The organism is Tistlia consotensis USBA 355 (assembly GCF_900177295.1).
Classification (GTDB): domain Bacteria; phylum Pseudomonadota; class Alphaproteobacteria; order Kiloniellales; family DSM-21159; genus Tistlia; species Tistlia consotensis.
The window spans coordinates 333485-342672 of the sequence record NZ_FWZX01000003.1 but is presented as its reverse complement, the minus strand read 5'-3'; the positions used below and the strand labels follow the sequence as shown (position 1 = coordinate 342672).

The 9188-nt window shown below is 71.8% G+C and carries 7 protein-coding genes; 6 read left to right on the top strand and 1 reads right to left on the bottom strand.

From position 1 onward, the window contains the following. The 6 genes from B9O00_RS06790 to B9O00_RS06765 form a co-directional block, all read left to right on the top strand. Positions 1 to 152 (top strand): potassium-transporting ATPase subunit KdpA (locus B9O00_RS06790; protein WP_143596170.1); only part of this gene is annotated, 152 nt, incomplete at its 5' end. 11 nt (positions 153 to 163) lie between these two features. Next, positions 164 to 2212 (top strand): potassium-transporting ATPase subunit KdpB, encoded by a 2049-nt coding sequence (gene kdpB, locus B9O00_RS06785; RefSeq protein WP_085121699.1) that lies wholly within the window; start codon positions 164 to 166, stop codon positions 2210 to 2212. 10 nt (positions 2213 to 2222) lie between these two features. Next, positions 2223 to 2813 carry a potassium-transporting ATPase subunit KdpC gene (kdpC, locus tag B9O00_RS06780; RefSeq protein ID WP_085121698.1) on the top strand — a complete coding sequence of 197 codons (591 nt, stop codon included), beginning with the start codon at positions 2223 to 2225 and terminating at the stop codon, positions 2811 to 2813. Between the two features lies 1 nt (position 2814). Next, positions 2815 to 5517: a DUF4118 domain-containing protein gene (locus tag B9O00_RS06775; protein ID WP_085121697.1), complete on the top strand. Its 2703-nt coding sequence runs from the start codon at positions 2815 to 2817 to the stop codon at positions 5515 to 5517. 5 nt (positions 5518 to 5522) lie between these two features. Then, on the top strand, positions 5523 to 6221 hold the full coding sequence (locus tag B9O00_RS06770; protein WP_089229659.1) for a response regulator: 699 nt from the start codon (positions 5523 to 5525) through the stop codon (positions 6219 to 6221). Positions 6222 to 6261: 40 nt separating this feature from the next. Further along, positions 6262 to 7716 carry a TrkH family potassium uptake protein gene (locus B9O00_RS06765; RefSeq protein ID WP_143596167.1) on the top strand — a complete coding sequence of 485 codons (1455 nt, stop codon included), beginning with the start codon at positions 6262 to 6264 and terminating at the stop codon, positions 7714 to 7716. 6 nt (positions 7717 to 7722) lie between these two features. Here the strand turns inward: B9O00_RS06765 and B9O00_RS06760 are convergent, their stop codons facing one another. Further along, entirely contained in the window at positions 7723 to 9186 is a 1464-nt protein-coding gene (locus tag B9O00_RS06760) for an efflux transporter outer membrane subunit (protein WP_085121694.1), read from the bottom strand. Positions 9187 to 9188: the final 2 nt, after the last annotated feature.

Genomic DNA, 9188 nt, shown 5'->3' with positions numbered 1-9188 from the left:
CCTCGGCCGGCACCTTCCCGACCCACGGGCCGCTGTTCGTCGGCCTGCTGGTCGCGACCATCCTGATCCTGGGCGGCCTGACCTTCTTCCCGGCGCTCGCGCTCGGCCCCGTCGCCGAGCAGGTCGCCCTGCTTGCCGGCCAGACCTTCTGAGGATCGCAGCCTTGCGCAAGAAGCCTGACATCTCGCTCTTCGACCTGCGGGTCACCGGGCCGGCCTTCCGGACCGCGCTCGGCAAGCTCGATCCGAGGTCGCTCTACCGCAACCCGGTGATGTTCGTGACCGAGGTGGTCGCGGCGTTGTCGACCCTGATCTTCTTCCGTGAGGTCGCGGCCGGTGCCGCCGATGCCGCGGTCGTCGGGCAGATCTCCGCCTGGCTCTGGTTCACCGTCTACTTCGCGACCTTCGCCGAGGCGGTCGCCGAGGGGAGGGGCAAGGCCCGCGCCGACACTCTGCGCGCGACCCAGAGCGAGACGCCGGCCAAGAAGCTGGCGGCACTCTCGGATCGGCGGCACGAGACGGTCTCGAGCCGCAGCCTGCGCCCCGGCGACCTCGTGCTGGTCGAGACCGGCGACATCCTGCCGGCCGACGGCGAGGTGGTCGAAGGCATCGCGTCGGTCGACGAGTCGGCGATCACCGGCGAATCGGCGCCGGTCATCCGCGAGGCCGGCGGCGACCGCTCTGCGGTGACCGGCGGCACGCGCGTCGTCTCGGACTGGCTCAAGGTGCGCGTGACGGCGAAGCCGGGGGAAAGCTTCCTCGACCGCATGATCGCGATGGTCGAGGGCGCCGAGCGCCAGAAGACGCCGAACGAGATCGCGCTCAACATCCTGCTGGCCGGCATGACGATCATCTTCCTCATCGTCGTCGCGACGCTGGAGCCCTTTGCCGCCTATTCCGGCGCCACCGTGCCGCTCGTCTTCCTGATCGCCCTGCTGGTCACGCTGATCCCGACGACGATCGGCGGTCTCCTGTCGGCGATCGGCATCGCCGGGATGGACCGGCTGGTCAAGGCGAACGTCATCGCCAAGTCGGGCCGCGCGGTCGAGGCGGCGGGCGACGTCGACACCCTGCTGCTCGACAAGACCGGCACCATCACCTTCGGCGCGCGGCGCGCCGACTCCTTCGACCCCTTGCCGGGCGTCGACCCGCCGGTCCTGGCCGAGAGCGCGCTCCTGGCCTCGCTCGCCGACGACACGCCCGAGGGTCGCTCGATCGTCGAGCTGGCGCGCCGGCAGCTCGGCCGGACGGTCAGCGACCGGCTCGCCGAGGAGCATGGCGCGGGCGAGACCATCGCCTTCTCGGCTCAGACCCGCCTCTCGGGCGCCGATCTGGACGACGGCGCCAGGCTGCGCAAGGGCGCCGCCGACGCGGTGCTGGACTGGTGCGGCGCCGCACCGCCGCCACAGCTCGCGGCGCTGGTCGACCGCATCGCCAAGAGCGGCGGCACGCCGCTCGTGGTCGCCCGCGACCGCCGGCCGCTCGGCGTCATCCACCTCAAGGACATCGTCAAGCCGGGCATCCGGGAACGCTTCGCCGAACTCAGGCGGATGGGCGTGCGCACGGTGATGATCACCGGCGACAACCCTCTGACGGCGGCGACCATCGCTGCGGAAGCCGGCGTCGACGACTTCCTGGCCGAGGCGACGCCGGAGCGCAAGCTGGAGCTGATCCGCCGCGAGCAGGCCGAGGGCAAGCTGGTCGCGATGTGCGGCGACGGCTCGAACGACGCGCCCGCGCTCGCCCAGGCCGACGTCGGCGTCGCCATGAACACCGGAACCCCGGCGGCCAAGGAGGCGGGAAACCTGATCGACCTCGACAGCGATCCGACCAAGCTGATCGAGATCGTGCTGGTCGGCAAGCAGCTGCTGATCAGCCGGGGCGCCCTGACCACCTTCTCGATCGCCAACGACGTCGCCAAGTACTTCGCGATCCTGCCGGCGATCTTCGTGACCGCCTATCCCGGCCTGCAGGCGCTCAACGTCATGGGCCTTTCGAGCCCGGCCAGCGCGATCCTGTCGGCGGTGATCTTCAACGCCCTGGTCATCCTGGCGCTGATCCCGCTCGCGCTGCGCGGCGTACGCTATGTGCCGGCAAGCGCGGCCAGCCTGCTGCGCCGAAACCTGCTGGTCTACGGCCTCGGCGGAGTCGTCGCCCCCTTCGTCGCCATCAAGGCGATCGACCTGGTCGTCGCCGCCCTCCATCTCGCCTAGAGTCACCGTCATGCTCTCTCAGATTCGGCCCGCCCTGGTCATGATGACCGTCATGCTGCTGCTCACCGGCGTCGCCTATCCGCTCGGCGTCACGGCGCTCGCGCAGCTCGTCTTTCCGGACCAGGCGCACGGAAGCCTCGTCGAGCGCGACGGACGGGTCATCGGCTCCCGGCTGGTCGGCCAGCCGTTCGCCGGTGCAGGCTACTTCCATCCGCGTCCCTCGGCGGCCGGCGCCGGCTACGACGCCGCCGCGTCGGGCGGCAGCAATCTCGGCCCGACCAGCTCCGCCCTGCTGGCCCGCGTCAACGCCGCCGCCGGTCGCCTCAGCGACGAGGCCGGCGGCCTTCCCGTGCCCGTGGATCTTGTAACCACCTCCGGCAGTGGGCTGGACCCCGACATCTCGCCGGCGGCCGCCCAGTTCCAGGCGCCGCGCGTCGCCGGGGCGCGCGGCCTCACGTTGCTCCAGGTCCGACGCCTGGTGCGCGCGCAGACTGCCGGTCGCACCTTCGGACTCTTCGGCGAGCCGCGGGTCAACGTCCTGCAGCTGAACCTGGCGCTCGACGCCCTGACCGCCACGGGCGAGCCGCCACCGACGGACTGACATGGCGAAACCCGGAGAAACCCGCCCGGAACCCGAAGCGCTGCTCGCCGAAGCAGCGAAGGAGGGACGCGGCCGCCTCAAGGTCTTCCTGGGGGCGGCTCCCGGCGTCGGCAAGACCTATGCGATGCTCGAGGCGGCCCGCCAGCGGGCCGCCGAGGGCGTCGACGTCGTCGCCGGCGTGATCGAGACCCACGGCCGGGCCGAGACCGAGCGGCTGCTTGCGGGCCTCGAGCCTCTGCCGCGCCGGACGGTGCCCTACAGGGGGCGGATCCTTACCGAAATGGATCTCGATGCTCTGCTGAAGCGCCGGCCTCGGCTGGCCCTGGTCGACGAGCTGGCCCACAGCAACGTGCCCGAGAGCCGCCACCTGAAGCGCTGGCAGGACGTCGAGGAGCTGCTCGCCGCCGGCATCGACGTCTACACGACGCTCAACATCCAGCACCTCGAAAGCCTGAACGACGTGGTCGCCCGGATCTCCGGTGTGCGCGTCCGGGAGACGATCCCCGACGGCGTGCTCGAGCTGGCCGACGAGATCGCCCTCGTCGACCTGCCGCCCGAGGAGCTGATCGAGCGCCTGCGCCAGGGCAAGGTCTACATCCAGGAGCAGATCGCCCACGCGATCCAGCACTTCTTCGCCAAGGGCAACCTGACGGCGCTGCGCGAGCTGGCGATGCGCGTCGCCGCCGACCGCGTCGACGCGCAGATGACCGCGCACATGCGCAGCCACGCGATCGCCGGGCCCTGGCCGACCCAGGACCGCATCCTGGTCTGCGTCAACGAGAGCCCGGTGGCCAACGCCCTGGTACGGGCCGCGAAGCGCATGTCGGACCGCTCGCGCCTGCCGTGGATCGTGGTCAACGTCGCGACCCCGGCGACGGAAGCGCTGTCCGAGGCCGCCAAGGACCGCATCGCCGACGCCCTGCGCCTGGCCGAGAGCCTCGGCGCCGAGGTCGTCACGCTGGCCGCCGAGTCGCAGATCGCCCGGGAGGTGCTCGCCTTCGCGCGGAGCCGCAACGTCAACCGCATTCTGGTCGGCCGGCCGCGGCCGCGCCGATTCGGTGCCTGGCTGTTCCGCGAGACCGTCGCCGAGGAGCTGATCCGCGAGGCCCAGGACTTCGAGGTGACCATCGTCTCGGCCGACGCCGAGGCAGCGCGCAAGGCGCGCATCGGATCGCCGCGGCTCAACCCGGAGTGGGAGCCGCCGGCCTATCTCTGGGCGACCGCGACGGTCGTCGCGGCGGGCGGGGTGTCGCTGGTCGTCGAGCGGGTGTTTCCGGTCGAGAGCCTGTCGCTGTTCTTCCTCGTCGCGGTGCTGGCGGTCGCGACCCGCTTCGGCCTCTGGCCCTCGATCTACGCCAGCGTGCTCAGCTTCCTCGCCTACAACTTCTTCCTGACCGAACCCTACTACACCTTTCACGTCGCCGACCGGAACGTCGTGCTGACGCTGTTCCTCTTCCTCGCGGTCGCCGTCGCGACCGGCAACCTGGCCGCGCGCCTCAGGGCCCAGGCTGCGGCACAGCGCGCCATCGCCAAGCGCACCGCCCAGCTCTACGAGTTCAGCCGCAAGATCGCCAGCGCGGCCTCGCTCGACGACGTTGTCTGGGCGGCGGTGCACCACGTCGCCTCGACCTTGCAGTGCGCCTCGCTGGTCTTGATGGCCGACGGTGACCGGGGCCTGGCCATCGTTGGGGGCTATCCGCCGGAGGACCAGTTGGAGCCGAAGGACTGGGGGGCTGCGGAGTGGGCTTGGGAGCATGGCGAGCCGGCGGGCTGGAGTTCGTCGACGCTGCCGTCCTCGTCGTGGCTGTTCCTGCCCCTGGTCACCCCGCAGGGCGCGCTGGGGCTGCTCGGCGTCGCCTTCGGCCGGCGCCAGCCGCTGACGCCCGACGAGCGGCGGCTGCTGGAGACGCTGGTCGATCAGGTCGCGATCGCGATCGAGCGCACGCGCCTCGCCGCCGACATGGAGGAGACCCGGCTGCTGTCCGAGACCGAGCGGCTGAGGGCCGCCCTGCTGTCTTCGGTCAGCCACGACCTGCGCACGCCGCTGGTCTCGATCATCGGCGCCGCGAGCAGCCTGATCGAGGCCGACTCGGCGCTGGGCGAGGCCGGCCGCAGGTCGATGGCCGAGACCATCCGCGAGGAGGGCGAGCGGCTCAACCGCTACGTCCAGAACCTGCTCGACATGACCCGGCTCGGCTACGGCGCCCTGGAGATCCGCCAGGACTGGGTCGAGATCCGCGAACTGGTCGGCCGCGCCGCGCGGCAGCTGCGCCGGGTGCTGCACCGCCACCGCCTGCGCTTCGACCTGCCGCGCGACCTGCCGGCGGTGCGCGGCGATCCGCTGCTGCTGGAACAGGTCGTCGCCAACATCCTCGACAACGCCGCCAAGTACGCGCCGCCCGACAGCGAGATCGTCGTGGCCGCCGCGCTGTCCGGGCACTGGCTCGCGCTCAGCGTGTCGGACTTCGGGCCGGGGATCCCGGAGGCGGACCGGGCGATGGTCTTCGACCTGTTCTACCGGGTTCGCGCCGGCGACGGCCAGGTCGGCGGGACCGGGCTCGGCCTGGCGATCTGCAAGGGCATCCTGGAGGCGCACGGCGGGCGCATCCGCGCCGAGGCGGTCAATCCCGACGGCAGCGGGACCCGGGTCGTCGTCGAGCTTCCGCTTGCCGCCGACCCGCCTGTCGAGCTGGCCGGGGAGTGACCGACATGGCGGCGCGCATCCTGGTCGTCGACGACGAGGCCCAGATCCGAAAGTTCCTGCGGGTCGCGCTGGAGGCCCACGGCTTCTCGGTGCTGGAGGCCCAGCGCGGCGGCGAGGCGGTCGGCCTCTGCGCGACCGAGCAGCCGGACCTCGTGATCCTCGACCTGGGCCTGCCCGACCTCGATGGCAAGGAGGTGGTCGCGCGGGTCCGCGAATGGTCCTCGGTGCCGGTCCTGGTGCTCTCCGTCCGCCAAGCCGAGGGCGAGAAGGTCGCGGCGCTCGACGCCGGCGCCAACGACTATGTCGTCAAGCCCTTCGGGATCGCCGAGCTGCTGGCCCGGGTGCGCGCGCTCCTGCGCGGCGTGCCCTCGCCCGGCGAGGGCGGAGAGCCCGGCGAGCTGCGCGTCGGCGACCTGGCCATCGATCTCGCCCGCCACAGCGCCAGCCTGGGGGGCGAGCCGTTGCGCCTGACCCGCAAGGAGTTCGAGCTGCTGCGCCTGCTCGCCCGCCACGCGGGCCGCATCGTCACCCACGGCCAGCTGCTGCGCGAGGTCTGGGGCCCGGCGCACGAGGCCGACACCCAGTATCTGCGCGTCTTCGTCGGCCGCCTGCGCCAGAAGCTGGGCGACGACCCGGCGCGGCCGAGCTATTTGCTGAACGAACCCGGCGTCGGCTATCGATTGCTGACGCCGGAGGAGCGCTAGCCGCCCACCGGCCTTTGTCCAGGACGAGGACTGCCCTTTCGTGAATCCGAGAACCCTGCGTTTCGTGCTCTATGTCGACGGCCTGCTGCTGCTGATCCTGGCGGCGGCGATGACCGTGCCGATGATCGTCGACGCCGCCGAAAGCCAGCGCGACTGGCTGACCTTCGCGACCTCGGCCGGCGTCACCGCCTACGTCGGCGGCTCGCTGGCCTTCGCCTGCCGCGGCGACCGCGGCGCGATCGACCGGCGCGGCGGCTACCTGCTGACCGCCTCGGCCTGGGTCGTGGTCTGCGCCTTCGCCTCGCTGCCGCTGCACTTCTCGTCGCTGCACCTCAGCTTCGCCGACGCCTTCTTCGAGACCATGTCGGGCCTGACCACGACCGGCTCGACGGTGATCACCGGGCTCGACCACCTGCCGCCGGGCCTGCTGCTCTGGCGCTCGCTGCTCAACTGGATCGGCGGCGTCGGCATCGTCGTCATGGCGATCGTCATGCTGCCGGCGCTGGGCGTCGGCGGCATGCAGCTGTTCCGCACCGAGTCCTCGGACATCTCCGGCAAGCCGGTGCCGCGCGCGGTCGAGATGGCCGGCCTCACCGTGCTGGTCTACGTCGGCCTGTCGGTCGCCTGCGCCGCGGCCTACGGCGTCGCCGGCATGAACTTCTTCGACGCGGTCAACCACGCCATGGCGACCATCGCGACCGGCGGCTTCTCGACCAAGGACGCCTCGATCGGCTACTACAACTCGGTGCCGATCGAGCTGGTCTCGATCGTCTTCATGATCGCCGGCGCCTGCCCGCTGATCTGGTACGCGCGCCTGATCATCCACCGCCGCCAGGCGCTGTCCGAGGAGCGCCAGGTGCCGGCGCTGCTGGGCGTGCTGCTCGTCGCCATCGCCGCGGCCACGGTCTGGAACTGCGCGACCAACGGCATGTCGCTCGGTCACTCGCTGCGGGTCTCGGCCTTCAACGTCACCTCGGTCCTGACCGACACCGGCTTCGCGACCTCCGACTTCGCCGGCTGGGGCAGCTTCGCGATCGGCCTGTTCTTCCTGCTCTACCTGATCGGCGGCTGCGCCGGCTCGACCTCCGGCGCGATCAAGATCTTCCGCTGGCAGATCCTCTTCGTCTCGGCGCGCCGGCAGGTCCGCATGATGCTCTCGCCGCACCGTGTGCTGGCGACCCGCTACGGCGAGCGCGCGGTCGACGACGAGACCGTGCAGTCGGTGCGCAACTTCTTCTTCCTCTACCTGCTGACGCTGCTGATCCTGACGCTGGTGGTGACCGCGACCGGCATCGACTTCCTGTCGAGCGTCAGCGCCGTCGCCCAGGCGATGGCCAACGCCGGCCCGGGCCTGGGCAAGATGGGCGGGCCGGCCGGCAACTTCGAGGCCTTCCCGGACGCCGCCAAGTGGCTGCTGTCGCTGGCCATGCTGCTCGGCCGGCTCGAGCTCTCGACGATCTACGTCCTGCTGCTCTCCGACTACTGGCGGGGGTAGCGTCGGCTACTGCGCCGGCGCGGCGCTGGCCTCGGTCGTCGGCACGGTCAGGTCCTCGGCCGGGGCCAGGCCGGTGCCGCCGCCCAGGGCCTGGTAGAGCGTGACCTGGTTGTCGAGCTGGTCGAGCCGGTTCTGCAGCAGGTTCTCCTCGGCGGTCCGCCGGTTCTCCTGGGCGTCGATCCAGTCCTGCAGCTGCTCGGCGCCCTCGCGGTAGCGCGTCTCGTGCAGCTGCTCGGCGCCGCGCGCGGCGTCGAGGGTGGCCTGCAGGTGCTGCTGCTGGATCGCCAGGTTGCGCCGGTTCGAGAGCGCGTTCTCGACGTCGCTCAGGGCCTGGTAGAGGGTCTGGCGATAGGTCGTGACGTCGCTCTGGTACTGGGTCTTCGAGACGGCGACGTCGAGCTGCATCTGGTTGAAGTTGAGGAAGGGCAGCACGAGGCCGGCGCCGAGCGTGCCGATCGGGTTGCTCAGCAGGTCCTTCAGCGCGATCGAGGAGCTGCCGAGGCTGCCGGTCAGGCTGAGCGTCGGGAAATAGCTGGCCCGAGTCGCGTCGACGTCGGCCAGGTCCTCGCGCAGCCTGAGCTGGGCGGCGCGCACGTCGGGCCGGCGGCCGATCAGCTCGACCGGCAGTCCAGCCTCGACCTCGGGCAGCGGGCCGCGCGGCAGGGTCGCCTGCTCGACTGCCAGGGCCTCGGGCGGGCCGTCGAACAGGATGGTCAGCGCACTCTGGGTCTCGAAGAGCTGCTGCTCGAAGTCGCTGAGCGTCGCCCGCTGGGCCTCCAGGCTGCGCTGCGCCTCCAGCACGTCGAGCGGCGAGGCCGCGCCGGCGTCGAGCCGGGTGCGGGCCAGCGCCAGGGTCTGCTCGGCGTAGGCGATCGAGGCCTGGGCGAGGGCGATCCGCTCCTTCAGGAACAGCAGATTCCAGTAGAGCGTGGCGGTGGTGCCGACCAGGGTCAGCGCCGTCGCCTGGCGGTCCTGCTCGCTCGCCAGCGCCGCCCAGCGCGCGGCGTCGAGATTGCTGCCCAGCCGGCCCCAGAGATCGACCTCGTAGCTGACCGACGCGCCGACGCTGAAGCTGTTCGTCGTCGTGCGGCTGCCGGACAGCTCGGTGCTGCGGGTCACGTCGGGACCGGCGTCGAGGTGCGGCAGGTAGGCGTCTGCCGCCAGGCCCGCCTCGAGCAGGGCGCGGCGCACCGCGATGGTCGCGGCCGCCAGGTCGTTGTTGCGGGCCAGGGCCTCCGCTTCCAGCGCGTTCAGCGTCGGGTCGCCGAAGGCCAGCCACCAGCGGTCGAGGCCGGGCGCCGTCGCCGCCGCGCTGCTGTCGGGAACGGGCGCGCGCCAAGCCGTCGGCACCGTGACCGCCGGCTGCTCGAAGGGCGTGTCGATCAGCGAGCCGCAGCCGGCGAGCGCGAGGCCGGCCAGCAGCAGGGCGGCGAGGGCAGGGACGGCAGGGACCGGGGCGCGACGGGCCATGG

Excerpts from the sequence above, each read along its gene's own strand:
- B9O00_RS06760 (WP_085121694.1), bottom strand. The coding sequence starts at position 9,186 with ATGGCCCGTCGCGCCCCGGTCCCTGCCGTCCCTGCCCTCGCCGCCCTG.
- B9O00_RS06770 (WP_089229659.1), top strand. The coding sequence starts at position 5,523 with ATGGCGGCGCGCATCCTGGTCGTCGACGACGAGGCCCAGATCCGAAAG.
- kdpC (WP_085121698.1), top strand. The coding sequence starts at position 2,223 with ATGCTCTCTCAGATTCGGCCCGCCCTGGTCATGATGACCGTCATGCTG.
- B9O00_RS06775 (WP_085121697.1), top strand. The coding sequence starts at position 2,815 with ATGGCGAAACCCGGAGAAACCCGCCCGGAACCCGAAGCGCTGCTCGCC.